The 25348-nt window shown below is 60.8% G+C and carries 26 protein-coding genes; 9 read left to right on the top strand and 17 right to left on the bottom strand.

Annotated elements, in window-relative coordinates:
- Positions 1–70 precede the first annotated feature (70 nt).
- Positions 71–862: a GntR family transcriptional regulator gene (locus AC1DYF_RS30825; protein ID WP_477881429.1), complete on the bottom strand. Its 792-nt coding sequence runs from the start codon at positions 860–862 to the stop codon at positions 71–73.
- The gene (locus tag AC1DYF_RS30820; protein ID WP_477881427.1) at positions 838–1875 is read right to left on the bottom strand and encodes a Gfo/Idh/MocA family protein; all 1038 of its coding nucleotides are present in this window, start codon (positions 1873–1875) and stop codon (positions 838–840) included. The genes AC1DYF_RS30825 and AC1DYF_RS30820 overlap by 25 nt, the downstream gene beginning before the upstream one ends.
- A gap of 190 nt (positions 1876–2065) precedes the next feature.
- Between AC1DYF_RS30820 and AC1DYF_RS30815 the strand changes: the two genes are divergently transcribed.
- From AC1DYF_RS30815 to AC1DYF_RS30805, 3 genes are all read left to right on the top strand, one after another.
- Positions 2066–3331 (top strand): ABC transporter substrate-binding protein, encoded by a 1266-nt coding sequence (locus AC1DYF_RS30815; protein WP_477881425.1) that lies wholly within the window; start codon positions 2066–2068, stop codon positions 3329–3331.
- A 361-nt stretch (positions 3332–3692) separates the two neighbouring features.
- Positions 3693–4589 carry a carbohydrate ABC transporter permease gene (locus AC1DYF_RS30810; RefSeq protein WP_477881423.1) on the top strand — a complete coding sequence of 299 codons (897 nt, stop codon included), beginning with the start codon at positions 3693–3695 and terminating at the stop codon, positions 4587–4589.
- An 8-nt stretch (positions 4590–4597) separates the two neighbouring features.
- On the top strand, positions 4598–5449 hold the full coding sequence (locus AC1DYF_RS30805) for a carbohydrate ABC transporter permease (protein ID WP_477881422.1): 852 nt from the start codon (positions 4598–4600) through the stop codon (positions 5447–5449).
- 34 nt (positions 5450–5483) lie between these two features.
- On the opposite strand, the gene AC1DYF_RS30800 is transcribed toward AC1DYF_RS30805, so the two are convergent.
- Positions 5484–5735, bottom strand: coding sequence for a hypothetical protein (locus AC1DYF_RS30800; protein WP_477881420.1), 252 nt, complete (start codon positions 5733–5735; stop codon positions 5484–5486).
- Positions 5736–5814: 79 nt separating this feature from the next.
- On the opposite strand from AC1DYF_RS30800, the gene AC1DYF_RS30795 reads away from it, so the two are divergent.
- Both AC1DYF_RS30795 and AC1DYF_RS30790 read left to right on the top strand, forming a co-directional pair.
- The gene (locus AC1DYF_RS30795; protein WP_477881418.1) at positions 5815–6552 is read left to right on the top strand and encodes a DUF3800 domain-containing protein; all 738 of its coding nucleotides are present in this window, start codon (positions 5815–5817) and stop codon (positions 6550–6552) included.
- A gap of 227 nt (positions 6553–6779) precedes the next feature.
- A complete protein-coding gene (locus tag AC1DYF_RS30790) occupies positions 6780–7154 on the top strand; it encodes a hypothetical protein (RefSeq protein ID WP_477881417.1) in 375 nt (124 codons plus the stop codon).
- On the opposite strand, the gene AC1DYF_RS30785 is transcribed toward AC1DYF_RS30790, so the two are convergent.
- The 14 genes from AC1DYF_RS30785 to AC1DYF_RS30720 form a co-directional block, all read right to left on the bottom strand.
- Entirely contained in the window at positions 7148–7453 is a 306-nt protein-coding gene (locus AC1DYF_RS30785) for an addiction module antidote protein (protein ID WP_477881416.1), read from the bottom strand. The two genes, AC1DYF_RS30790 and AC1DYF_RS30785, sit on opposite strands and share 7 nt — an antisense overlap.
- A complete protein-coding gene (locus AC1DYF_RS30780; protein ID WP_477881415.1) occupies positions 7443–7742 on the bottom strand; it encodes a type II toxin-antitoxin system RelE/ParE family toxin in 300 nt (99 codons plus the stop codon). The genes AC1DYF_RS30785 and AC1DYF_RS30780 overlap by 11 nt, the downstream gene beginning before the upstream one ends.
- A 79-nt stretch (positions 7743–7821) precedes the next feature.
- Positions 7822–8925 (bottom strand): M24 family metallopeptidase, encoded by a 1104-nt coding sequence (locus AC1DYF_RS30775; RefSeq protein ID WP_477881414.1) that lies wholly within the window; start codon positions 8923–8925, stop codon positions 7822–7824.
- 255 nt (positions 8926–9180) lie between these two features.
- The gene (locus AC1DYF_RS30770) at positions 9181–9990 is read right to left on the bottom strand and encodes an aspartate/glutamate racemase family protein (RefSeq protein WP_477881412.1); all 810 of its coding nucleotides are present in this window, start codon (positions 9988–9990) and stop codon (positions 9181–9183) included.
- A 263-nt stretch (positions 9991–10253) separates the two neighbouring features.
- Positions 10254–11915, bottom strand: a complete 1662-nt coding sequence (locus AC1DYF_RS30765; protein ID WP_477881411.1) for a hydantoinase B/oxoprolinase family protein — start codon at positions 11913–11915, stop codon at positions 10254–10256.
- 2 nt (positions 11916–11917) lie between these two features.
- Positions 11918–13993: a hydantoinase/oxoprolinase family protein gene (locus AC1DYF_RS30760; RefSeq protein WP_477881410.1), complete on the bottom strand. Its 2076-nt coding sequence runs from the start codon at positions 13991–13993 to the stop codon at positions 11918–11920.
- Entirely contained in the window at positions 13990–14487 is a 498-nt protein-coding gene (locus AC1DYF_RS30755) for a GAF domain-containing protein (protein ID WP_477881409.1), read from the bottom strand. The genes AC1DYF_RS30760 and AC1DYF_RS30755 overlap by 4 nt, the downstream gene beginning before the upstream one ends.
- A complete protein-coding gene (locus tag AC1DYF_RS30750; protein ID WP_477881408.1) occupies positions 14480–15286 on the bottom strand; it encodes an ATP-binding cassette domain-containing protein in 807 nt (268 codons plus the stop codon). Before AC1DYF_RS30750 ends, AC1DYF_RS30755 begins: the two co-directional genes overlap by 8 nt.
- Positions 15283–16173 (bottom strand): ABC transporter ATP-binding protein, encoded by an 891-nt coding sequence (locus AC1DYF_RS30745; RefSeq protein ID WP_477881407.1) that lies wholly within the window; start codon positions 16171–16173, stop codon positions 15283–15285. Before AC1DYF_RS30745 ends, AC1DYF_RS30750 begins: the two co-directional genes overlap by 4 nt.
- Entirely contained in the window at positions 16170–17003 is an 834-nt protein-coding gene (locus AC1DYF_RS30740; RefSeq protein WP_477881406.1) for an ABC transporter permease, read from the bottom strand. Before AC1DYF_RS30740 ends, AC1DYF_RS30745 begins: the two co-directional genes overlap by 4 nt.
- Entirely contained in the window at positions 17000–18025 is a 1026-nt protein-coding gene (locus AC1DYF_RS30735) for an ABC transporter permease (protein ID WP_477881405.1), read from the bottom strand. Before AC1DYF_RS30735 ends, AC1DYF_RS30740 begins: the two co-directional genes overlap by 4 nt.
- Positions 18026–18321: 296 nt before the next feature.
- A complete protein-coding gene (locus tag AC1DYF_RS30730; RefSeq protein WP_477881403.1) occupies positions 18322–19905 on the bottom strand; it encodes an ABC transporter substrate-binding protein in 1584 nt (527 codons plus the stop codon).
- Complete coding sequence (locus AC1DYF_RS30725; protein WP_477881402.1) at positions 19902–20588, bottom strand: helix-turn-helix domain-containing protein; 687 nt, start codon at positions 20586–20588, stop codon at positions 19902–19904. Before AC1DYF_RS30725 ends, AC1DYF_RS30730 begins: the two co-directional genes overlap by 4 nt.
- A gap of 301 nt (positions 20589–20889) precedes the next feature.
- Entirely contained in the window at positions 20890–21498 is a 609-nt protein-coding gene (locus tag AC1DYF_RS30720; protein WP_477881401.1) for a hypothetical protein, read from the bottom strand.
- A 364-nt stretch (positions 21499–21862) separates the two neighbouring features.
- Here AC1DYF_RS30720 and AC1DYF_RS30715 point away from each other — a divergent pair, with 364 nt between their 5' ends.
- The 4 genes from AC1DYF_RS30715 to AC1DYF_RS30700 all read left to right on the top strand — a co-directional run bounded on the left by AC1DYF_RS30715 (position 21863) and on the right by AC1DYF_RS30700 (position 25172).
- Positions 21863–22708 (top strand): hypothetical protein, encoded by an 846-nt coding sequence (locus AC1DYF_RS30715; RefSeq protein WP_477881400.1) that lies wholly within the window; start codon positions 21863–21865, stop codon positions 22706–22708.
- Between the two features lie 248 nt (positions 22709–22956).
- Entirely contained in the window at positions 22957–23814 is an 858-nt protein-coding gene (locus AC1DYF_RS30710) for a hypothetical protein (protein WP_477881398.1), read from the top strand.
- Between the two features lie 203 nt (positions 23815–24017).
- A complete protein-coding gene (locus AC1DYF_RS30705) occupies positions 24018–24374 on the top strand; it encodes a hypothetical protein (RefSeq protein ID WP_477881397.1) in 357 nt (118 codons plus the stop codon).
- 588 nt (positions 24375–24962) lie between these two features.
- Complete coding sequence (locus tag AC1DYF_RS30700) at positions 24963–25172, top strand: hypothetical protein (RefSeq protein WP_477881395.1); 210 nt, start codon at positions 24963–24965, stop codon at positions 25170–25172.
- The last annotated feature ends 176 nt before the right edge of the window (positions 25173–25348 follow it).

Genomic DNA, 25348 nt, shown 5'->3' with positions numbered 1-25348 from the left:
CGCGAGGCGATCCTCCGGGCTCTCCATGTCGTCGCGAAAATTGCGATTGCGGTTCGGTCCCCTCGATGATCTATCCGGCAGGCTTGCCGATGCGGGAAAAGCTGGTTCTCAGGCGATAGCGATCGCCGGCATAGGTGATGGAGGACGAGCAGACCGGCCGGCCATTGGCGTCCTCGATCAATTGCCACATGGCGAGCACCGGCATGCCGGTCTCGATGCCGAGATGGCGCGCCAGCGTCGCATCGGCGGCACGCGCCTCGATGGTCGAATCGGCGCGGGCAAGGTCGAAGCCGGCATCCATCAGCAGGCGGAAGAGCGACGCCTTGGAGAAATCGATTGCCGAGACGTCCAGGCCGCGGATCGCGGGAAAGTAGGAGATGTCGACGGCGACCGGCACGTCATCCAGTTTGCGCACGCGCTCGAGGTGGAAGACCGGCGAGCCCGGCGCGACCGAGAGTTCTTCCGCTTCATCCAGCGTGGCCGGCGCTTCCTGGGCGCGCAGCACTTCGGAAGAGGGCGTCAGGCCCAGCCGGGCGGCAGTCTCGCTGAAGGATTCCAGCGTCTGCGGAAATTCCTGATGCGCTTCGGTGGCGACATACCAGCCGCGGCCATGCGAGGAGACCAGCACGCCGGAGCTTACCAGGCTGTGCAGCGCCTTGCGCAGGGTCACGCGGCTGATGGAGAGGCGGGTCAAGAGGTCGCGTTCAGGCGGCAGGCGACTGCCGGACGGCATTTTCGTTGAGGCGATTTCGCGCGTGATCGCCCGGGCAGCCTGCTGCCAGAGCGGTTCGGGTGAATTCTCGTCGAGGCGCGCCACCGTGCCGACCTTGCCAACCATCAGTTTGCCGCCACCTGTTCCCATTGCTTCGTCTTCATCGAGCGATAGCACGCATCGATAATCCGGTTGACGATAACACCATCCTCATAGGTTTCCATCGGCGCTTTGCCGGCGGCGAAGCAATCCACAAAATGGCGCATTTGCTGCGAAAAGCCGTAGGCGCGGGTTTCTTCCGGCACCGGATAGACCCAGCCGGTGTCGCTGTCGGCCTTTTCGACGGTATAGCCGACCGAATGGCTGACGAAACCCCAGACCGGGCCGACGGAACTGTCGGTGACGATGCGGCCTTCCGAGCCGACAAGCTCGTGGCGCAGCTGCATGCCGCCCTTCTCGATCCAGGAGGATTCGAGCGAGGCGAGCTCGCCGCCGGCGAATTTGAGCAGCACGATGCAGGCATCTTCGCCGGTGGTCTTGTCCATATGCACCATGGTGGCGCCCCAGGCCATGACCTCGACGACTGGATTGTCTTTGCCGAAGAAATGCCGGGCCGATTCGACCGTGTGGCAGCCCATGTCGAGCAGCGCCCCGCCGCCGGCCGTCTCGGCGTTCCAGAAATGCGGCGCATGCGGGCCGGAATGGCCTTCGCGGGCGCGCATGGTCAGCAATTTGCCGATGCCGCCGGCTTTGAGCATGTCATAGGCCTTGGCGATCTTGGGCGAAAACACCGCACTTTCGGCATAGCCGTGCCAGATGCCAGCATCGAGCACGATCTTCAGCATTTCCGCCGCTTCCTTCTCGGTGCGGGCGAGCGGCTTGGTGCAGATCACCGCCTTGCCATGCCTGGCGGCGATGCGGGTGGCGTCGAGATGTGCCTCATTGGGGAGCGCGATGACGACGACCTGCACCCGTGGGTCGGCGCAGACGGCATCCATGGTCGGGTGGGCGGTGACGCCGGGTCCCCATTTCCGGGCAAACTCGGCCGAACGCTCGACGTTGCGCGACGTGCAGGCCACGAGTTCGGCATTGCGGACATCGAGGAGTGAATCTGCATAGCAATCGCCGATAAAGCCCGAACCGAGCATTCCCACCCCGATCATGCATTCCTCCCCGTTCTTATCTGCTAAATTTCTATTTCGCCGATGCATACCACATAAGACAAAAATGGGAAATAAAAAAGATATCTTGTCATAACTGGTATTAGGAGGTATCTTCCGAAAGTTGGCTGCGGGAGGGAGAACCGCCGCGGCGGAGGAATTTCAAAACCTTTCATAAAAGGGGAGACTACCAATGCGTTCACATGGATTGATGGGGTGCGTGCTGGCTTCGCTGGGCCTGATGGCCGCGGCCGGCAGCGCCCTTGCCGCAGATGCCGTTACCCTGAAGCTGGGCAGCTGGCGCACGGAAGACCTGGCGGTCTGGCAGGACAAGATCCTGCCGCTGTTCGAGGCGAAGCATCCCGACATCAAGGTCGAATTCGCTCCGATCAATACCAATGAATACAATGCGGCGATCCAGTCGCAGATGGAGGCCGGCGCCGGCCCCGACCTGATCACCTGCCGCCCGTTCGACGTCAACCGCGACTGGATCAAGCGCGGCTATTATGCACCGCTGACCGGGCTCGAAGGCCTCAAGCACTTTGACGACACGTCGCGCGCCGCCTGGGCCGACGACAAGGGCACGTCCTTCTGCCTGCCGGTGGCCGCCGTTCTCGCCGGCTTCTTCTACAATGTCGATATCTTCAAGGAATTGGGCCTCGAGCCGCCGAAGACGCAAGACGAATTCATCGCCGTGCTGAAGAAGATCAAGGACAGCGGCAAATACCAGCCGCTCGCCTATGGCTCGGCCGAATCCTGGCAACTCGCCTATAACGGCCTCTACAGTATCGGCCCGACCTACTGGAAGGGCGAGGAAGGCCGGCTCGGCCTGATCGATGGCTCCAAGAAGCTGACTGATCCGGAATTCGTCGAAGCGTTCAAAGCATTCGACGCCTGGAAGCCCTATCTGCCGAGCGGCTATCAGAGCCTCAACTATCCTGACATGACGCAGCTCTTCACCATCGGCAAGGCGGCGATCCTGCCGGACGGTTCCTGGGACATCAACCAGGCGGCCTCGACGGGCCTGAATGTCGGCGTGTTCGGCCCGCCGGTGGCCAAGGATGGTGACCAGCGCTATCTGCAGGAAATGCCCGACATGGCGATCGGCATCAATTCGAAGAGCGCGCATATGGACGCCGCCAAGACCTTCCTGAACTGGCTCGCCGGCCCGGAATTCCAGGAAGCCTATGTCAACGAAGCCCCCGGCTTCTTCGCCATGAGCGACCAGAAGGTGACCTACAAGAATGCGCTGGCGCAGAAATGGGCTGACCTGAAGACGGGCGCCAAGCTCACCCCGCGCCTTGCGCTGGATCGGCTCAGCTCGGGCAATCCGCCGCTCGACGACGACACCTGGCGCGTGCTGCAGACGATGATGAACGGCGACGACGTGACGCCGGAAAAGGCGGTCGCCGAACTGCAGAAGGGCCTGTCTTCCTGGTATGGTCCGCAGAAGAAGTAAGCCGTAAGGTCGAGGCCTCACGCGCCGCAGGGGCGGTGCGTGGGGCTTTTGTTTGTCTATCGATATCGGTCCACGGAGACCTGAGTGACGCAGTTTCTTTCTCTTGCTGATTGGTGTGTGGGGTTACCCCCAACTCGGAGCCTGGGGCTACCCCCCTCTGTCCTGCCGGACATCTCCCCCTCAAGGGGGGAGATTGGCTGGGGGCGCACTCTCGGTTCTACTGCAAGCTTTGAGATCGGGGCGAGCGGCAGCCGCGCATCAATCTCCCCCCTTGAGGGGGAGATGCCCGGCAGGGCAGAGGGGGGTATGCCCCACACACAGTGCGTGAAAGAGGCCGCCGCTATCGAAGGGGCGTCGCTGCATGCCTAAATCCCACATCCTCACCACCCAGCGCCGCAGCCTGATCCTCTTCGTCCTCCCCGCGCTCGCCATCTACCTCGCCTTCGCTGTGCTGCCGCTGGTCGCCTCGATCCTGATGAGCTTCTTCGATTCCGACGCCCCCGGCGGCCGGACCTTTGTCGGCCTGGCGAACTACGTCACGCTCTTCACCCACCCGGTCACCAGCGCCCGGTTCTGGAATGCGCTGGTCAACAATTTCGAATATTTCCTCATCCACTTGATCGTCGAAGTCCCCGTCGGCCTGCTGATGGCGGCGCTGCTGACCTCCGGCCTGCTGAAGCGTTCCGAAGGCGCCTACCGGACGCTGCTCTTTATCCCCGCGACGCTTTCCGTCGTCATCGTCGGCTTCATCTGGCGGCTGATCATCAATCCGCTCTGGGGCTTCGTCAGCTTTCCGTTGCTCGGCAACGAGCTCACCGCATTGCCGACGATCTCGCTGATGTCGGTCTGGCAATATGTCGGCATTCCCATGATCTTCCTCTATTCGGCGCTGATTGCCGTGCCGGAGGATATTGTCGAGGCGGCGCGGATCGATGGCGCCGGCAATTGGCGGATTTTCTGGGGCATCAAATTCCCGATCATCCTGCCGCAGTTCGGGCTGATCTGCATCCTCACCTATATCTGGACCTTCAACGGCTTCGACCTGATCTTTGCGCTCAACGGCTCGGCACCCGGGCCGAACTATTCGACCGACATTCTCGGGACGCTGTTCTACCGCACCTTCTTTGGTTCGAGCGGCCAGATTGCCGATCTCGATCTCGGCGCCACCGTCGCCACCGTGATCTTCACCCTCATCCTCGTCGTCACCGCGCTGTATTTCTGGCTGGTGCTGCGCAGGCTCAAACAAGTCCAGCTGTGAGGCAGGCCATGGCGCAACAAACCCGCAAGCGCAGATCGAGCTGGCCGGCCGAGCGTATCACCGTGCACCTGCTGCTGCTGTTCTTCGTGGCGCTGGCGCTCGGCCCGATCCTGCTGGTCATCATGAATTCGTTCAAGACGACGCCCGGCATCTTCCTCGGGCCGTTCCAATTGCCGCATGGCCGCACTTTCAGCCTCGATGGTTATGCGCGCGTCTTCACCCGCGGCAATACCGCCGACAATTATCTCAACAGCCTGATCGTCACCGTCACGACCGTGGTGCTGACGGTGGTGACCTCGGCTCTGGCCGCCTTCGCGCTGGTGGAATACAAGCTGAAAATGGCACCGGTCCTGGCCGGCCTGTTCGTCGTCGGCATCATGCTGCCGATCCGGCTGGGCACCGTGCCGATCCTCGAAATCATGATCGCCTGGCGGCTGGTCGATACGCTGACCTCGCTGATCCTGGTCTATACGGCGATGAGCATTCCGATCGCGGTGACGCTGATGGTCGCCTATTTCCGCACCGTGCCGACCGAACTCAAGGAGGCGGCGCGCATCGATGGCGCCGGCGAATTCCGCACCTTCCTGATCGCGCTGCCGATCGTCCGGCCGGGGCTGGCGGCCGTGGCGACGCTGACCATGCTGCCGGTGTGGAACGACCTGTGGTTCCCGCTGATTCTCGCACCTTCGAAGCAGAACCAGACGGTGACGCTCGGCGTGCAGCAATTCGTAGGCCAGTTCATGAACGATTATCCGGCGCTGTTGGCTGCGCTGTCGCTCGGTATCGTGCCGCTCGTGCTGCTCTACGTGATTTTTTCACGGCAGTTTATTCGCGGGCTGAGCCAGGGGGCGGTTAAATGACGGGGAGCCATCGATAGCTGTTTTGGGCCGACGATTATTTGTGATAGCGTCCTTTTTCGCACCAGAACTTGGTAGTGACGCCAGGTTGCGCCTGAAATAAGCTCGCCGCCAAGCCGCAGTTTTCCTGGTTGTATGCCTCGCCGTCTGAAGTGTCGAAGGTGGCGATGTGAATCCGCATCATGGCATCAAGCGGGCTATTCCGGTACAGGGTGTAGATCTGGCCGTCGTCAGCCATCGCGAACCAGCCGAAGCACCCGGACAGGACAAGAGTGATCCCGCCCAGCATTATAGTAGAACGCCCCCTCATAGCTGTCTAAAACCCTCGCTCAAGTTGCACAAACTCCGGCACTATGTTAAACGAGCTTATGAGGTTTGGCGATTATATCGTTTATGTCGATGAAAGTGGGGATCATAGTCTAAACCCCATAAATCCGCAAAATCCGGTATTCGTTTTGGTTTTTCTGATTGTCCGAAAAACCGAATATACAGCCAATATTGTCCCTAGCGCTCAAAATCTCAAGTTTGACTTTTGGGGGCATGACTGCGTTGTTTTCCATAACTACGAAATCAGAAAACGCCATGGCGAGTTTAATATTCTTCTTAATGAGAATACGCGCAACATGTTTTTTGATCGCATAAACGATTTTGTTGCGGGCTCCGATTTTACAATTATCGCAGCCGCCATAGACAAGCAGAAGCACATCAATCGGTATGTGGACCCGCAGAACCCTTACGAAATGGCGTTAGGGTTTTGCATGGAGCGCCTTCAAATGTGGCTTCGTGAACATGAGCAAACCGATAGTCTCACGCATGTTCTGGTCGAAAAGCGCGGCGCACCAGAGGATACCAAGTTGGAATTGGAGTTTCGGCGAATTGCCGATGGCCAAAACCGCGTTGGCAGAATGCCCAACCTCGATATCCGTTTCATGGACAAAAAGCACAATTCAACCGGGCTTCAGCTCGCCGATCTGGTCGCTTATCCCATTGCCAGGCATGTTATCGACCCTGAACAGCCCAATCGTGCTTACGACTTGGTAGAACCGAAGTTTCGCAGGGGACCGGATGGAAGGTTAGAAGGATTCGGCTTGAAAATCTTTCCATAAAAGCGAAAAGCCTCCAGGTAGTCCCGGAGGCCCGACGCCGAACGAGCAGTCCCGTTCCATTTGACTTTAACATAGGACTGCTAGGTATTTTGTCAAGCGCAGCTGAGCGCCTGGCGAGAGTTCTCGCAGGCCGCCTTGTTTGCCCCTTGCACACAATCAGCGCCTTAACTCTCGACGGTTTGATCGACTTGTGCTTTCTTCCCGCGTGAAAATCGGAGGAAATGGTCATGTCGAGATTCGCCCCTGCCGCCCTGTTGCTGGCATTCGCCATTGCTCAACCCGCTTTCGCCGCAGGCACGACGCCGCCCGGTGACTGGATGCCGCTGATCAAGGATGCGATCCGCGAACAGCTCAAGAACCCCGCCTATGTCACCTTCCGCCGCATCTTCTTCGTCAACAAGAAGACCGATGACGGCGCGGTGCCGGTCTGCGGCTTTGCCAATTTCAAGCAGAAGCAGATAGAGCACGCCAAGACGAAAGCCTTCTTCGGCCTGCTGACACCGCCCGGCAGCGACAAGAAGGCCGGCTTCGCCTCGATCCAGATGGCCGACGAGAAGGACGCGGAGATCGCCAAGGTGTGCAAGAGTTACGGGGTTTATTGAGCCGCCGGGGCATGCGTTTCGGGCGTCGCCGACAGCCGTAGTCCCAGAGCCTTGACGACGCCGAGCAATGTCGAGAGTTTGGGATCGCCGGTCTCGCTCAAGGCTTTGTAGAGGGCCTCGCGGGTGACGCCAGCATCTTTTGCGATGCTGGTCATGCCTCTTGCCTTGGCAACGATGCCGAGCGCATGCGCTATATAGGCAGCGTCACCGCTTTCGAAGGCGTCGGCAATCAGTTCGGCTTGCGCTTCCGGGCTTTCCAGGAATTCAGAGGCATCGAAGGGCAGGGTTTCAACTGTCATGGCGCATATCCCTCGCTATTTCCTTGGCGCGCTGGATGTCCCTTGATTGAGACCCTTTGTCGCCACCGCAAAGCAGGATGATCAAAACCTTTCCGCGCTGGACGAAGTAGAGGCGGTAGCCAGGCCCATAGTCGATGCGTAACTCTCCGATGCCGTCGAAAAACTTGGCGTCGCCAAGCAAACCTGACTGAACTCTGACAATGCGTTGGGCAATTCGCTCCTGCGCGCGCGAATCTTTCAAGCTCCGCAGCCATTCAAGGAAAATCTTGGTCTGGCGGACTTCGATCATATTGTGAATTATAGTTCACAGATGTGCAGTGTCAATCCGTTTACAGAGGTGGCGCCCGCTCACACGAGCGCCACACCCATCACACCTGCACGAAATGCGTCTCGCGCGATAGCGTCGACAGAATCTCCGGCCCGTCCTCGCGCAGGATGACGATGTCTTCCAGGCGGATGCCGAAGCGGCCGGGGAGGTAGATACCGGGTTCGATCGAGAAGACCATGCCTTCTTCGAGCACGGTTTCCGAGGTGGCGGTGATATAGGGCGGCTCGTGGCCGTCTATGCCCATGCCGTGGCCGGTGCGGTGGACGAAATATTCGCCGTAGCCGGCGTCGCTGATCACCTGGCGGGCGGCAGCGTCGACCTCCCTGGCGAGCACGCCGGGGCGGGCGGCCTTCAGCGCCGCTTGCACGGCCTTTTCGACGATCGAATGGATCTGGCCATAGCCTTCCGGGGCTTGCCCGATCACCGCCATGCGGGTGATGTCGCTCGGAAAACCCTGCTTGCGGCCGCCGATGTCGATGACCACGGCGTCGCCCTCCTGGATGACGCGCTCGCTGGCGGAATGGTGCGGGAAGGCGCCGTTGCCGGCAGAGCCGACGATATAGAATTGCGGCGACGCACCTTCGGAGGAGAAATGGCCCTTGATGGCGTCGGCGACCTGGTTTTCGGTCATGCCGGGCTTGATGGCGCCGAAGGCGGCCTGCATGGCGCGGTCGGCAATGCCGGCATTCATCTTCATCTTTCTGTATTCGTCGCTATCCTTGCGCATGCGGAGCGCGCCGACGGTTTCGGGCGTGAAGGTGCGGGCTGTATCGGCAGGCAGGGCGTCGAGCAGCAGCAGGGCGAAATCGGCGCGCATGGTTTCGTCGAGCGCCACCTTGCCGGGCGCGGTGGCGTCGATGGCGGCAAGCGCGTCGGCGAGCGCCTGGTCGGGACCGACATCATCGGCCCAGTTGAAGAATTCGATGTCGGTGAATTCGCGGCTGCCTTCGGCATTGAGAACCGGCATCAGGAAGCATTGCTTCTCGCGGCCGACCAGGATCAGGCAGGGGCGCTCGTCGGGATGCGGGTGGAAGCCCAAGAGCCATTGCATGTGCGAGCCGGGGCCGAGGGCGATGAGGCCGGTTTCGGTGGCGGTCATTTTTTCACGCAGGGCGGCGAGGCGTTTGGCGGTTTGTTCGGTCATGGGTTTCTCCTTTTGGTATTGTTGTGGTCGTTGTTTCATCTCTCGCCGGCGGCAAGAAAGACCCCGCCCCAAACCCCTCCCCACAAGGGGGAGGGGCTTAACCCAGCTGCGCCCTCGGAGCCACAATCGAGGCAAGGAGCGAGCCGTGAATCTTCTCCCCCCTTGTGGGGGAGATGGCCGGCAGGCCAGAGAGGGTCCTTTTCCAAATGCGAGAAGCTCCTCGTGGCCGAAGTTGGTGAGGAGTAACCCTCTTGATCACGCCGCCTCCACCACGATCCGGCTGCCGAACACCGGCGCGTTGCTGCCGAAAGCATCGAAGCGGGCCATTTCTTCCTCGGTTGGCGCTTCGCAGGAGCCTTTGCGCGAGCGGACCCAGCCGCATTGGCGCTTGAGGATGGCGGCATATTCGGCGCGTTTCAGGGCCGCGATCGACGGGTCGATCACGGGCACGCCGAGTGCGCGCTCCAATTGCTTGTAGAAGCCGATTTCCATCGTGCAGCCGAGGATGAGTGCCTCGGCGCCGCCATCCTCGACCGCCTTGCGGCCGGCGGCGAGCAGGCGGCGGTTGGTTTCGGCGTGGTCCTTCTGAAAGTCATCGACGCCGAGGCCGACATCGTAGAAACCGGCAAGGCGCTCGGCATGGCCATAGGCATGGACGTTGGACTGCATCTGGTGCGTCCATTTCTTGCGGCCGATGATGATGCCGAAGCGGTTGGAGAGGGTGGATGCAATCTCGCAGGCGGCGAAGCAGGGGGCGGTGATGATCATCTCGCCGGAGATTTCGCGGGCGTCATGGAGTGCGGTGTCGTAGAAGCAGCCGATGGCCAGCGCGTCGAAACCCTCGGCAGCGGCGGCGCGGACGGCGCGCAGGATGCCGCGGGTGACCAGGGCTTCGTAGGTGCGGAATTCGATGTGGGAGAAGCCGTAGTCTTCCTTGGGGAGAGCGGTGATGTGGATTTCGGTGCCAGGGAGTTTGTGGTCGCGGGCCATGTCGGCGAAGATCGGGTCAACGTCGGGATTGTCGGCGACGGGGTTGAGATACATGATCTTGAGGGGGGTGGGCATTGGCATTCCCTTTCGGTTTGTATTTAGGGACGGTGCCAGGGACACCCCCCTCTGTCCTGGCGGACATCTCCCCCTCAAGGGGGGAGATTGGCCAGAGGCACACTCATCGGCTCAAATATCTGCCGACAACTGGGTTTCCGACGGTTGTTTGGGGCAGGGCGATGCCCCCATCCAATCTCCCCCCTTGAGGGGGAGATGTCCGGCAGGACAGAGGGGGGTGTCTCTGGCGATACCCTCTCGTTAAGAGGCGGCTTGACGGCGCCTCAGCCCACCCCATGCACCGCTTTCGCCCGCTCCGGCGTGATCATCCCGTTCTTGATGTCCCGCTGGACCGCTTCCACATCACGCTCCCTGGGATCACCGACACCACCACCGGCCCCAGTGATGATGCGGATGACGTCATCTGTATCGACGCGGATACCCGACCCGAAGGCGTAGCGTTCCTGGGTGCCGTCGGTGCGCATGACCAGGCAGTAATTGCCGGTGCCTTGCTCGCCGCCGTCCAGCGCCCAGGGGACGATGCGGGAGCGGGTGTAGCCCAGCGTGAGGAAGGAATTGTCGCGGCGGATGCGGTAATCCATGCGGATGCCGTGTCCGCCGGACCATTGGCCTTCGCCGCCCGGATCGGTGTTGAGCTCCATGCGGTCGACGAACAGGCCGTTGCGGGCTTCGGAAATCTCGGCCGGGCAATTGTAGGTCTCGYCGTGGACGGCGGAGAAGATGGCGCTGTTGCCGTCGCGGCCCCTGGAGGCGCCCCAGCCGCCGATCTGCGGCTCGATGATCGTATATTGCCGGCCGGTATCGGGATGGATGCCGCCGATGAAAGTGCCGGCGATCGAGGAGAAATGGCCCGCCGGCAGCTTCTCCGGAATGTGTGGCGCCAGGCACCGCCAGACGAGGTCGTAGCCGCGAATGCCGAGTTCGTAATAGAAGCCGACGGCGGCGGGTTCCTTGGCATGAAAGGTGGTGCCTTCGGTGGTGAGCAGCCGGAGCGGCCTGAACGAGCCCTCATTGGCCGGAGAATCCGGGGCGGTCAGCGCCTTGAAGATCACCTGCATGGAGACGAGCGTGTCGTCATAGCCGGCATTGGAGGGTCCGCGATCCTGTTCGGGATTGTCGCGGAGGTCGACGACGAATTCAGTGTCCGATATCGTCACCTTGACGTTGAACATGCGGCCGTCGTCCTGCTCTTCGGTCAGTTCGAACGTGCCGTGCGGCAGGTCGGCAAGGGCGGCGAGCGCCACCTTCTCGCCATGGTCCATGAAGCCGGCCATGGCGGCCTCGAACGTGTCGACGCCATATTTGGTGGCGAGGTCGACGAGGCGCCTGGCGCCGATGCGGACGGCGGCGATGGCCGCCCAGAGATCGCCTTCGAGGAAATCCGGCATGCGCGAATTGACGGTGATGATGTCGAAAATGCCGGGGATCGGCTCGCCCCTAGAAATCATCTTGATCGCCGGCAGGCGAATGCCTTCCTGGAAGATCTCCGTCGCATCGGCCGACAGCGACCCCGGCGACTTGCCGCCGACATCGGAATTGTGGGCGATATTGGCGGTCCAGGCGATGATCCGGCCCTCGGCGAAGACCGGCATGCAGACGACGAGGTCGTTGAGATGGGTGACGCCTCCATAATAGGGGTCGTTGGTGATGAAGACGTCGCCGGGCTCGATATCGCCTGGCTTGTCGAACTTCTTCACCAGCACTTTCACCGCCTTGTCGAGCACGCCGATGAAGCCGGGAATGCCGGCGCCGGAGGAGGCGAGGCGGGCCTGGGCGTCAGTGATGCCGGTGCCCATGTCGAGCACTTCATAGATGATCGAGCTCATCGCCGTCTTCTTCATCGCGGCGAACATCTCGTCGGCGGTGGCCTGCAGCGAGTTCTGGATGATTTCCAGCGTGATCGGATCGTGGGAAATCTTTGTCATTTTCACGCTCCCTGGAGATGGATGTGGATATTGCCGAAGCCATCGACTTCGACGCGGTTGCCGGGATGGATGACGATGGTCGTGCCGGGGTCCTCGACCACGGCCGGGCCGGTAAAAGTCATGCCGGGGGTGAATTTCTCGCCGTCATAGATTTTCGCCCTGTGGATGCCTTCCAGCGCATAATCCACGTCGCGTTCGCCCTTCAGCGCCGGCGAGGCATCGGCTGAGCCTTTCTTCTGTTCCTTCATCGTCAGCTTGCCGACCTCGGCGGAGGCGACGAGATGGATGCCGACCAGTTCCACTGGGGCCTTGAGGCGATAGGTATATTCGCGCTCATAGGTTTCGTGGAAGGCGGTCTCGATGGCCGCGAGACGCGCATCGGTGACTTCGCCCTCGACCAGCACCTCGGTCGTGTGTTCCTGGTTCTGGTAGCGGAACTTGCCGTAGCGCAGGAATTTCACCTTGTCCCTGGCCACGCCTTCCTCGCCGAATTGCTTCAGCGCCAGTGCTTCGGCCTCGGCGAAGACGCCTTCGATCACCTGGCCGGCACCGGTCCTGAGATCGGCGAGCTTGGTCATGAAATAGTCGCGGCGCAGGTCCGACATCATCATGCCCCAGGCCGAGAACACCGAGGCGCCGGCGGGGATGACGACCTTCCTGACGCCGAGTTCGACGCCGAGCGCCACGGCATGCATGCCGCCGCCGCCGCCGAAGGCGACGAGCGTGAAATCGCGCGGATCGTGGCCGCGGTTGAGCGACACCAGTTTCAGCGCATTGACCATGTTGTTGTTGGCGATGCGGATGATGCCGCGCGCCACGTCGTCGGCGCTGCCGCCGAGTTTTTCGGCGACGTCATTGAGCGCCTTTTTCGCCGAGACCATGTCGGCATTGATGGCGCCGCCGCAGAAATAGTCGCGGTTGATGCGGCCGAGCCAGAGATTGGCGTCGGTGGTGGTCGCCTTGGTGCCGCCGCGGCCATAAGCGGCTGGGCCGGGCATGGCGCCGGCCGATTGCGGGCCGACATGCAGCTTGCCGAAATCGTCGACCCAGGCGATCGAGCCGCCGCCGTTGCCGATCTCCACGAGATCGACGACGGGCACCATGATCGGATAGCCGGAGGAGAGCCGGCTGCGCTCGATCCAGTAATCGGTCATGATCCTGACCTTGCCGTCCTCGATCAGCGAGCATTTGGCGGTCGTGCCGCCGATATCGAGGGCCAGCACGTTGTTCTCGCCGATCAGCTTGCCGAGTTCGGCCGCGCCCCAGAAGCCGGAGGCGGGGCCGCTTTCGACCATGGTGATCGGGATCTTCGACACGCTTTCGAGTGAATCGACGCCGCAGTTCGACTGCATGATGAACAGGTTGCCATCAAAACCCTTGGTCGACAGGCCCTGGTTGAGGCGCTGCAGGTAGCGTTCCGCGGCCGGCTGCACATAGGCCGACAGCACCGTGGTGCTGGTGCGCTCATATTCGCGCCATTCGCGGGTGATCTGGTGCGACGAGACGGTGGCAATGCCGGGCCAGAGGCGCTGCACCTCGGCCTGGGTCTGCTGCTCGTGGCTGGGATTGGCATAGGAATGCAGGAAGCAGATGGCGATCGCCTGCACGCCCTCGGCCTTGAAACCTTCGAGTATGCCGGGCAGGCCGGCGAGGTCGAGCGGCCTGGTTTCCTTGCCGTGATAGGTGAAGCGTCCGGGCAGTTCGGCACGCAGATACCGCGGCACGAAGGGTGCGGGCTTCTGGTAATGCAGGTTGAAGAAATCCGGCCGGTTGCCGCGGGCGATTTCGAGTGAATCGCGAAAGCCCTCGGTGGTGATCAGGCCGACTTTCACGCCCTTGCGCTCGGTCAGCGCATTGATGACGACGGTGGTGCCATGGGCGAGGAAATCCACCGATTTCGGGTCGACGCTACCCTTCTCCAGTACATTCAGCACGCCCTCTTCGAAATTGGGCGGCGTCGTGTCGGATTTGGCGGTCGTCACCCGCGACTGTCCGGTTGCGTGATCGGTCTCGAAGCAGACCAGATCGGTGAAAGTGCCGCCGACATCGGTGGCGACGCGGATGGTTTTCGTGCTCATGCCTGATCAGCCTCCCTGGATTTTGCCAAAAGCAGCATGGCGACGGTGCCGGGCAGTTTCAGCGCATCGGCCGCCTTGACGCGGTCTTCGGTATAAAAACCTTCCTCGTGCAGGCAGTTGATCGTGCCGATGACCATGCCGTCGACGGTGATCGGCACATTGATAACGCTCTCGCAGCCGAGCGACTTGATCAGCGGATGGTCGTCGAACACCTTGGAAATGTCCTCGATGGTGTTGGCGACGAAGGTGCGCTTCTCTTTCAGCGTAATGTCGGACCAGTAGGTCTCGTTATAGGGCTTGGTGCCGGAGACCGGATAGGCATCGGGCATGTTGGAATAGACACGTTCGGCGACCTTCTTGTTGGTGTCGCTGGTCATGACGGTGAAGAGTTTTACCCCGACGAGGTCACGGGTCAGCTGTTCCAGCGCCGCGAAGGCCTTCTGGGGCTGGCCGGTCTCCGCGACGGCGGCGACGAAATTCTCGTAATCAGGCATTTCCATTCTCCATAATGCTGTCGCGCAGGGCCGCTTCCTCTCGGCTGACGACGGGGACTGCGCCGATCAGGCGGCGCGTATAGGGGTGGGCAGGACGTTCGAAGATCGCGTCGGTGTCGCCAAGCTCGACGAGCTTGCCCTTTTCGAACACGGCGACGCGGTTTGCGATGTTGCGCACGACCGAGAGGTCATGGGTGATGAACACATAGGTCAGGCCGCGGCTGTCCTTGAGGTCCTTGAGCAGCTTCAGCACGCGGGCCTGGACCAGCACGTCGAGCGCCGAAGTCGGCTCGTCGAGCACGACCAGTTCGGATTGGCAGGCCAGCGCCCGGGCAATCGCCACGCGCTGACGCTGACCTCCGGACAGAGCGGAAGGGGACCGCGTCCTGAAATCGGTGGGGAGGCCTACTTCCTCCAGAAGCTGTTCGGTACGTTTCGCCCGGCCCGCTCTGTCGCCGATCTCGTGGACATCGAGCGCCAGCCTGAGCGAGGCGCCGACGGAACGGCGGGGATTGAGCGAGGACAGCGGGTTCTGCTGTACCAGCTGGATGGCGCGGCGGTGTTCCTTCTCGCGTTTCGCCGGCAGGTCCTTATCCCTGAAGATCAGGCGGCCGGAGGTGGCAGCGTAGATCCCGAGGATGATGTTGGCAATGGTCGACTTGCCGGAGCCGGATTCACCGACGATCGCCAGGCATTCGCCTTGCTCGACGTCGAAGGAGACATGGTCGAGCGCCTGGACCTTGCGGCCGTTGACAGAGAATTCCTTGGAGACATCCACGACCTGGAGAAGCTTGCTCATGAGAGTAACTCCTTCTCGCTGAAGCCGGTATGGGCGACGAGCGGGGCCAAAAAAGTCGCGGGATCGTCGGAAATGTCGGGAATACCGCCGCCGGTGATGCGGGGGACTGCGGCGAGCAGCGCCTTGGTGTAGGGATGCTGCGGCGCGGCGAACAGTCTTTCAGTCGAACACTGCTCGACGATATTGCCCTTGTAGATGACATAGACGCGGTCGGCGAATTCGCGCACCACGCCGAGATTGTGCGAGATGAACAGCACTGCGGTGTGGTGCTTCTCGACCAGCTCCGACATCAGCTTCAGTGTCTGGGCCTGGACGGTGACGTCGAGCGCCGTGCCGGGCTCGTCGGCGAGCAGCAAAGCGGGATTGTTGACCAGCGCCATGGCGATCATGACGCGCTGGTTCATGCCGCCGGAGAGCTGAAAGGCGTAGGAATCGAGCACCCGGTCCGGTTCGGTGATTGCGACATCCTTCAAGGCTTCCGAAGCCTTGCGGCGGGCGGCATCGTTGCCGATGCCGGGCTCGGCGCGTTCGAGCACTTCCTTGAACTGGGTGAAGATGGTGTAGACCGGGTTGAGCGATGAGGTAGGGTCCTGGAAGATCATCGACATCTTGGTGCCGCGCAGCCGGTGGCGGTCGGCATAGCTGAGCTTTTCCAGATCCGTACCTTCGAATTCGACCGTGCCGGAAATCCGCGCCGTCCTGAGGGATTGCAGCATGCCGAGCACGATGCGGGCGGTGACCGACTTGCCGGAACCGCTTTCGCCGACAAGTGCGACGCGCTCGCCCTTCCTGATATGCAGCGAGATGCCATGCAGCACTTCGCTCATGCCCGACCAGGTCTTGAAGCCCAGACGCAGATTGTCAATTCTGAGTGTCGGTGCGGTCATTGGTCGACTCCCAGGATTTCGCGAAGCGCGTCGCCAATCAGGTTGAAGCCGAAGACGGCGACGAGGATGGCGAGGCCGGGAAACACCGTGAGCCACCAGCTGTCGGGCAGGTATTTGGCGCCGTCCGACACCATCGAGCCGAGGTCCGGCGTTGGCGGCTGGACGCCGAGGCCGAGGAAGGAGAGCGACGAGGCGATGAGGATGACGAAGCCGAAATCGAGCGTCATCTTGGTGATGATCGACGGCACGCAATTGGGCAGGATCTCGCGGAACATGATGTGCATTTTCGAGGCGCCGATGACCTCGGCGGCCAGCACATAGCCTTCTTCCTTTTCGGAGCGGGCGACGTTGTAGACCAGCCGCGTATACCAGGGCCACCACATGGCGGTGACGGCGATCATGCCATTGGTCAGCGTCGGCTCGAGCACGCCCATGATCGACATGGCGAGCACCAGCGGCGGGATCGACAGGAAGACATCGGTCAGCCGCATCAGCAGATATTCGGTCCAGCCGCCGAGATAGCCGGCGGCAAGGCCGATGGTGACGCCGATCGGCACCGCGATGGCCAAGACGACGACGCCGAGGATCAGCGACACCCGATAGGCGAAGACCACGCGGGTGAAGAGGTCGCGGCCGACCAGGTCGGTGCCGAAAATGTTGGGCCAATGCGGCGGCTGGTTGAAGTTGGAGAAGTCGACGACGGCGCCGACATGTTCGGGGAAAGGCGTGATGAAGTCGGCGAACACGGCCGAGAGCACGACGATCGCCACCAGGATCAGGCCGATCAGCGACAGCGGGTTGCTGAGCAGAATGAGGAGCGTTTTCTTCATGACGCCCTCTGCGACAGCCGGATGCGCGGATTGATGATCGAGACCATGAAGTCGACGATGATGTTGACGATGAGGAACATGGCCGAGATGATCAGCACCGTGCCGACAATGGCGTTCAAGTCCTTGCGCAGGATGACGGCGACGCCGTATTTCGACAGGCCGGGCCAGGCGTAGACGTACTCGACCAGGAAGGCGTTGCCGAGCATGGAGGCGAAATCCAGGCCGATAATGGTGAGCGAGGGGATCATCGACGGGCGGAAGGCATATTTGCCGGCGATCCTGCGCTCCGGAAAGCCATAGGCCTCGGCCATTTCGATATAGGGCTTGTCATAGGTCTCGACCATGTTGGAGCGCACCAGCCGCGCCGCCTGGCCGATGCCGGAAAGCGCCAGCGCGAAGGCGGGCAGGATGATGTGCCAGATGGCGTCGCCAAAGGCGGTGAAGTTGCCTGCGATCAGCGTATCGATCAGCATGAAGCCTGTGACCGGGGTGATGGTGAAATTGTCGGAGATGCGGCCGGCGATCGGGAAGAAATGGGTGAAATAGGAGAAGAGCAGCATCAGGATGACGGCCCAGACGAAACCGGGGGCGGAGACGCCGAGCAGCGTGACGAAACGGGCAGTGTGATCGACCCAGGTGCCGCGATAGCGGGCCGAGATTATGCCCAGGGGCACGCCGAGCAGCACCATCATCAGGCCGGAAATGATCACCAGCTCCATCGTCGCCGGCAGGAATTCGGCGATGTCCGTCGTGACCGGGCGGTTGGTGTAGAGCGACACGCCGAGATCGCCCTGGGCGAGATCGCTGACGAAATAGCCATATTGGGCAACGACGCTCTCGTTGAGATGCAGCCTCTCGCGCAAGACCGCCACCGCGTCGGCGGTCGCATTCGGGCCAAGCGCGATGCGGGCCGGATCGCCGGGGATCACCCGGGCAATCGCGAAGATCAGGATGGAAACCCCGATCAGGACGATCAGCGAGGTTCCCAACCGCTTCGCAAGCAGGCGGATCAGAGGGGGCATTTCAGAGGTTCTTTCTTCGAGTTTCGGTTGGCATTCGCCACTCATCGAGCCGTGGGATCACCCCTCACCAAGCGCGGCCAAGGGTTCGCTATGCTCACCCGGCCTTGCTATCCTCTCCCGCAAGGGGAGAGGTAGGGTGCCTCAAGCGCAGGCCTTGCTTGTGGTAAGTCGGTGCCGCGAGTTTTTCCTCGCCCCTTGCGGGAGAGGATACGAAGGCCGGACGAGCACTTGCGAGGCCTTGGCCGAAGTTGGTGAGGGGTGAAGCAGGCATGGCCTCACCCACCGTCACCGATGACTTACTCATTCACTTCCATCAACCGGAACGTAAACCCAAACCCGGACACCCCGAACGCCTTCTTCGGGTCCGACAGCGCCGGCACCACAATGCCCTTCCTCGCCGCAAACACCGCCGTCTGGTCCTGCGCATAGATCGACGGGGCCAATTCCTTCAGCCGCTTGTTCAGCTCCTCGTAGATCGCCTTGCGGTCTGCCTCGGGTGCGGTGCGGCCCTTGTCGAGCAGCTCGTCGACCTTGGCGTCGCTCAGGTGTTCCGGCGACATCCAGGTGCCGCCGAGCTTGGAATAGTACATGTTGTAGAGCAGCGTGTCGGGGTCACCCGTCGCCGTCGACACGAAGACCTGGGAAATGCTCGGCGTCGTCTCGGGCTTGGTCACCATGTCGGTGAACAGCGCCCACGGCACCTTGCGCACTTCCGCCTTGATGCCGAGTTCGGCGAAATTGGCCTGCATCAGCAACGCAAAACGCTCTTCGAGCGGCACTTCGCCGATCCAGGAGAGCTGGACCTTCATGTCCTCGGGCTTGTACTTGCACTTGGCCAGATGCTCCCTAGCCTTGGCGATGTCCTTGTGCGTCGCCTGGTCTGATGGCAGCGAGCCCAGCATGCCGGACGGGAGCGCGCCGGTCGCCAGGCTGCCGAGCGAGACATTGTTGGTGACCGCGACCATCTTGATGCCGGCGTCATAGTCGAAGGCATAGGTCACCGCGAGGCGGCATTCGACATCGTCGAACGGGGGCTTGGCGGTGTTGATCTTGATGTAATATTCCGACACGCCGCGCTCGAACAGCAGCTGGTTGCCATCGGCGGCCAGAGACTTCAGCACTTCCGGCGGCAGCCATTGCGAGGAGATTTCGTGCTGGCCCTGGGAGATCAGCGTGCGCACCGTGGCGGCTTCCAGGCCGTAGCGGAAGCGAACCGTATCCGGCGCCTTCTTCGGCATGCCGAGGAAGTAGTTCGGGTTCTTCTTCATCACAGTCTCGGACTGCGGGTTCTGCGAGACGAGCGTATAGGCGCCGGTGCCGGCGGTGTGGCCGGAAAGATAGGCCTGGCCCCAGTCCTTCATCTCGCCGTCACCCTTGCCGAGATTGGCAAGAACCGTCTTCTTGTCGATAACCGGCAGGTGGACGAGGGTGGAGATGAACGGCGCCGAGGGATCCTTCAGCGTGAACTTCACCGTGGCGGCATCGACGGCTTCGGCCTTGACCACATTGGTGTAGAGGTAGGAATAGCCCTGGCCGAGCTTCTGCATGCGGTCATAGGAGAAGACCACGTCATCGGCGGTCAGCGGATTGCCGCTCTGAAACTTGACGTCGGTGCGGAGCTTGAACGTGTAGGTCTTGCCATCCGACGTCCAGCCGGTCGACAGCATCGGGTCGAAGCCCGGCTGGCCCGCCTTGGGCATGACCAGCGTGTCATAGAGATTGAACATCAGGATCGTGTCGGCATAGTCCGAGGCCTTGCCGGGGTCGATTTCGCCGATCGGGGCCTCGTCGAGACGGAGCACGGTTTCGGCATGTGCATAGGAATGGATCGATGCAGCGGCGAGAAGCGCCGCGCCGATCATCTTCAACCCTGTTTTCATGTCTTGTTCCCCTTGCTGATTTTCAGCGGTTTTGGCGCGCTGCGCCGGTGTGCAGCCCGGGTGACGACCAGGCTGGTATTCGGGTCGCCCGATGGCTCGCCGTCGCCGAAGACGTCCATCGTGCAGGTGTGGAWAACGGTGGTCGGCCTGTCCGTGTGGTTCCAGGTGGCGTGCCGGCGCGTCGACGGAAAATGGGCGGTATCGCCGGCCTCGAGGATCAGTGTCTCGCCGTCGAGCTCGAGCGTCAGTTCGCCGTCGACGATGTAGAAGATCTCCTCGCCCTCATGCGACATGGCCTCGCTGCGGTAGCCCGGCGGCTCATGCATGATGGTGCTGCGCAGGACATTGCCGGGGAAGGAGGCGGACAGCCGCTCATAGGTGACGTCCTTGCCGTTGAGCGCACCCAGACCATAGATCGGCCGGCTTTCATGCCGGGTGACGGGCGCATTCACCTTGGGCTGCTGGAAGAACGAGCCGATCTCGACCTTCAGCACCCGGCAGACGGCGACGAGCGACACCAGCGACGGCACGGTGATGCCGCGCTCGATCTGCGATATGAAGCCGACCGAGAAGCCCGCGGCATCCGCGACCTCCTGCAGCGTCAGCTTCATCTGCTTGCGCCGTTCGCGCAGGCGTTCGCCCAGCGGATTGATATCCGCCGCGCCGATGTCGTCATCGGTCATGGGTTCGGTCTTCACTGTTCACCCTGGATTTTTTTAGTATTTCTTCAATAGGAAATTCAAAACCGGGTACTTGTCAATATGCTTTTTTAGTGATGCTAAAATTTTGTGGGGTGGTGAAGGAATGGGCAGGGGGTGGGGAGTGCGACGGTGACGTGGCCAGGGTCGTGAGGAATGGCGTCAATTATCCTCCCTCATCCTGTTTTCCGCAGGGGTGGGTTTTCGACGAATGATGCGAAATGCGAGGCAGCGGATATGAACTCGGTGTTCCAAGTCGGCTCAATGCAACACCAAGTACATGCTTTCAGTCATAAGTGAGTTTAACCGCCACTTGCTTAAGCATGAAGCGACTGGCCTCGAATCGCTCCGGTGAAAATGGTGTCGTGCCACTTCGGTAGCAGCCTTCGATCAGACCGTCTGCAGCGGCCATTTCGCTCTCAGGCAGATCATTAGCGTAAGCAATTGCGCAAGTTTGCTCGGGAATAGCAACCATGTAGTCCTCTCCGAAGATGTCTACAAAGAGGTCGGGGATCAACAGTCGTGATGGCCCGATGGCATCGTCGGTAAGCATCGCGACAATGGTCGTCTTGCCGCGTTCGTCTTTTCTGGCGCCACTCATACGCTTTGACTGCGCCATCCTTTGCAGATTTTCCATCGCCTTTTCAGGCCAGTCCACACCGGTATCCTCCCAATACTGGGCCATCTCATAACTTACGTAGATCAATATGTGCGGGGCGCTCCAAACGGCCCATGCCAAGGAGAAAGGGAGATCGGCCAGTGGAACGATTGGCCGCATGTAGCTACCGTCCAGCCAGTCGTACGGACGTATGATAGGTACGATTGAAGAGATGTCATGCTCGTGTGGCTGCCGGGCCATCGCAATTTCGTACAACTTCTGGATATCTTCATTCATGGCGGAAACTATTCATTTTCACATCACCTGCTAACCACGCGCCGCTGAAAATCGGGACGTGGTGATAAACACATTATCAAGTCAAACCTCTACTTTCTCGCAACAAAGAGTGTCCCCCAGGCATTTGAACACCGCTGTTTGCATCCGATCATACACCTGGCCGCGGCTGAGCCAATGGACGGCCAAGCAGCGAAATCGACGCGCTGACGCCGTGGAACTCCCCCGCCCGTACGATCTCCGCCGCTCGCTACCGCTGTTCCAGCGGAAACAGCCAGCCAATCCCGCACCAGCTATCTAACCCCCACACGGCCGGACAATGTCCCGACCCGGCAGCTTCACGTCTCATCTATTGGTTCGCATGCAAATGACCCGTCCTCTCGCCGCAGCACTTTTCATCCTCCCTGAAACCCTTGCCAAGGCCGGCGCCGGTCTTGCGACGGCGGCCGGCAAATTTCGGCTGCGCCTGCTCATCCCGACCATGGCCTTCGCCGCCGTTGGCTGGAGTTGCCACGCCGAGGTTCCCGTCCGCACGGTCGCGGAGCTCGAGCCTATCGTGCCGGCGATCCAGCAGCCGAAACCGGACTTCGAAGCCGGTGGATTTCGCGTCGATACGCCTGCCGAGAAAATCTATAAGCAGGCGATGGCAAACGGCTATACCAACACGCTTGGGTACCGCGGTAAAAGTACTTCCACCGTCAATGGCAAGTCCCTTGCGACCGACGACTACATCACGGAGCTGGATCTTCTCAAGGAATCCGAAGATAAATCCAAGAAAGCAATCGTGATTTTGAAGCTTCTGCCTGGACAGGGTGGGGTGAATTCCATCAAGCAGCGTGTCGAGTTTCGATATCAGCCAGGGCAGACGCACCGGACGCGACGCGAGGTCTGGGCTGACTTGATTGCCAAGTACGGCGCACCGCTGATCACGGTCGAACAGTCGGCGCGCGACGCAAAGTCCTCACACGCCATGGGACTTTACTGCTTCGACATGGACCGGGCCGCAACAACCGACCTCGACGACTGCGACATCGATAGAGCGCACAAGAACGGATATTCTTACGACATCGAGTTTGACCAACACGGCGACGTCGTCTCATACGAGGTCGAGTATGACGCCCGCAGATACGAGAAATCCTACATGGACGCTCTGTATGGCAAAATGGATGCCGTGATCCAGGGCGAGCAGACGTCTTGGTGGCTGAAGTGGTGATGAGCGCTTGTCCGTCATTATCGACAGTCGGAACGACCAAGTGCCAGATTGACCACCATGACGTCCGACCTCAGATCACGTGAACATCTCGTTTCGGATATCCCGTCCTCCCGGAACGGCCTAAGCTGATCGCCGACGCTGTTCCAGCGGAAACAGCGGGCCAAGCCTGCACCGGTTATCCAACCCCATACGGCCGGGCAATATCCTGAACCGGCGGCTTCACGTCTTTCCCATTGGTTGACATGCAAATGACTCGTCCTCTCACCGCAGCGCTTTTCATCACCCCCGGAACCAATGCCAAGGCCGGCGCCGGTCTTGCGACACTGGCCGGCAAATTTCGGCTGCGCCTGCTCATCCCGACCATGGCCTTCGCCGCCATTGCCTGGAATTCCCACGCCGAGGTTCCCGTCCGCACGGTCGCGGCGCTTGAGCCTATCGTGCCGGCGATCCAGCAGCCGAAACCTGACTTCGAAGCCGGTGGATTTCGCGTCGACATGCCTGCCAGGAAAATCTATGACCAGGCGATGGCAAACGGCTATACCACCACGCTTTGGTTCCACGGTAAAAGTGCCGCCGGCGTTGATGGCAAGTCCCTTGCGACGGACGACTATGTCACGCGGTTGGATTTCCTCAAGGAATCCGAAGATAAATCCAAAAAAGCAATCGTGGTCGTGAGGCTTCTGCCTGGACAGGGTGGAGTGAATTCCATCAGCCAGCGTGTGGAGTTTCGATATCAGCCTGGGCAGACGCATCGGACGCGACAAGCGGTCGAGGCTGACTTGATTGCCAAATACGGCAAACCTCTGATCAGGGTCGACAAGAGGCCGATGAGCGGAGCAAAGTCCTCCGACGCCCACGCCATGGGACTTTACTGCTTCGGGACGGAAGGGACTGCAGTGACGGGCCTCGACGACTGCGACGTCGAAAAAGTGCACAAGAACGGATATTCCTACGATATCGAGTTTGACCAACACGGCGACGTCGTCTCATACGAGGTCGAGTATGACGCCGGCGCTTACGAGAAATCTTACTGGGACGCTCTGTTTGCCAAAATGCATGCCACCATCCGGGACGAGCAGAAGCCTTGGTGGCGGATGTGGTTATAGGAGCTTATCCGTCATTGTCTGCAGTCGGAACCCGCTGATCCAGACCCTGGTCGAGCGGCGGCGGGAGAAGACATTCGAGACACTGGTCGACGCGCTTGTGCCGCAGGTGCCGGTCACCCCTGAACTGCTCAAGGAAGCGGAGATGGCCGGCGGCGCCGGCGTTCCCCGACCCGAAACAGCTTTGTCGGCAGCCTGGAAGCGTCATGCCTCATAGAAAAACCATCGAACAGCTTATTTCCGAATTGAAGATCTTTGAAAATCAACAGCTTTGCGTCGAAATCCTGCGAGAGGGCGGCTTGACCCCCAAGCCCATCAGCCTCGTTGGCAAACACGGTCGCCTCTGCGTTCTGGAGAATCTGGAAAGTTCATATGCGGGAGAAACGTTGCCGGACTTCGTGGTCCGCGGCAAAACGATCGTGCAATTGATACGCGAATTGCAAACCTTCGAAAACCAGGGGCTTTTCGTCGAATTATCCTTCGATGCAAGACGAACGCACGAGCCGGTGGGAACCGTCGCGGCTGTCGGTGACAGAATTTTGCTGTCGCCAATCACGACCTGATTTTTGCGTCCGAGGTGACGAGACCTCGCCGCCAGGCGGGGCGAGCGCGCATGCCGGCAGGTGGATTTGCTGCACGGCGTCGGCATGGACGCGATCGATCTGGCCCACTTCTTGCTCCTCGACTCCCGGCAGCGTCGGGGTGTGCGAAATGGAGACAGAGTTTCAGCGGCGATTTCGGTACGTGCGCGTCTTTTGCGCGCTGATCCTCGTCACTTATCTCTTCGGCTCGGTCAGCTGGAGTTTGATTTCCAATTTCCTATAAGGAGAAGCTCCAAGCCAATGCATCGTTAAGGTAGAACTCTCATTCCCCAATAAGTAGAAATGATATTCTTGCTGGAGAAAATTGCCATTCCAAGTCGTTTTCCAGCCAATTCAGGAACAGAATAGAGTGATGAAAAGTTTTAACTTGGCAGGAGACCGCACCCCGCAAACAGGTAGCCTGCAAGGCCGCTCCCGCTGTCCGGACCATCCCGGTATGATCTGCAGATTGCCTTGTGATGCAGACGAAGGCGGGGGCGGCCGAATATCTATGCTTTCCGATCTGTCGCCGCATTGTCTGTCGCACTGAACCGCCGGGAGTCGTCGACAATGGCAATCGGACATGGGGCGCAACAGCTTCTGATGATGCTGACAGTGGCATCGCGGCTCGGCAAGGCCGGCCGCCTCTGGCTCATCGAGGAACATGTGGATGACCAGGAAATGCAGGGGCTGACCGAACTTCAGAAGCTCGGTGCGGTCTCCACCAGGATCATCGATCACTGCGGGACCAGGTTCATCGAAGTCTTCAGGAAGGCCTGATGCCGGTCCGCGGCGCGCCGACCACGGGATCGACCGGCGCTCGAGCCGACCGATGCGTGGCCAGAGGTTGGCCCGCCCCGGGAGAGGCGGGCCTCCTTCCGGCGGTTTGCGATGAAGCCGAAAGGGTGGTCACTTCCACGATTTGCAAACTTGCGGCGTGTCGCAATGTTCCGCGT

This window comes from Rhizobium sp. P2_G9 (genome assembly GCF_056403475.1).
The sequence above is the reverse complement of the archived record's forward strand: the minus strand, read 5'-3'. Positions and strand labels throughout refer to the sequence as shown.